Source organism: Butyrivibrio sp. TB (assembly GCF_900110805.1).
Classification (GTDB): domain Bacteria; phylum Bacillota; class Clostridia; order Lachnospirales; family Lachnospiraceae; genus Butyrivibrio; species Butyrivibrio fibrisolvens_C.
In genome coordinates this window covers 1-590 of record NZ_FOER01000004.1, presented here as the reverse complement: position 1 = coordinate 590, position 590 = coordinate 1, and the positions used below count along the sequence as shown (strand labels likewise).

General features: G+C 49.7%; 2 tRNA genes and 1 rRNA gene. All 3 read right to left on the bottom strand.

Going from position 1 to position 590, the window contains the following annotated elements:
* Window positions 1-22 precede the first annotated feature (22 nt).
* Window positions 23-95 (bottom strand) — tRNA-Val (locus BMX21_RS03450).
* A 41-nt stretch (window positions 96-136) separates the two neighbouring features.
* A tRNA-Asp gene (locus tag BMX21_RS03445) sits at window positions 137-210 on the bottom strand.
* 96 nt (window positions 211-306) lie between these two features.
* Window positions 307-590, bottom strand: a 23S ribosomal RNA gene (locus BMX21_RS03440); the annotation flags it as partial.

Genomic DNA, 590 nt, shown 5'->3' with positions numbered 1-590 from the left:
ACTTTAGATAAAATCTAAAGCGTGGGACCTACAGGGCTCGAACCTGTGACCCTCTGCTTGTAAGGCAGATGCTCTCCCAGCTGAGCTAAGATCCCATATTAAATTAGCTGGACTTCTACGATGTTCTGTAGAAGAACGACCCGAATGGGGCTCGAACCCATGACCTCCGCCGTGACAGGGCGGCGCTCTAACCAACTGAGCCACCGGGCCTTATTCTTTATTGTTCCCTGAAAACCGAACACTGAATACTATATCAGTTTGTTTCTATGTTGTCAACCACTTTATTTGAAAGTTCTTCAAGACTTTTTGGTTAAGTCCTCGACCTATTAGTACACATCAGCTGAGAATGTTACCACTCTTACACCTTGTGCCTATCAACCTCGTACTCTCCAAGGGGTCTTACCACTTGCGTGGGGATATCTCATCTTGAGGGGGGCTTCACGCTTAGATGCCTTCAGCGTTTATCCCTGCCAGACTTGGCTACCCTGCCTTATGCGATTGCCTTCGCAGCAGATACACCAGCGGTCCGTCCATCCCGGTCCTCTCGTACTAAGGACAGCTCCTCTCAGATATCCTACGCCCGCGCCGGA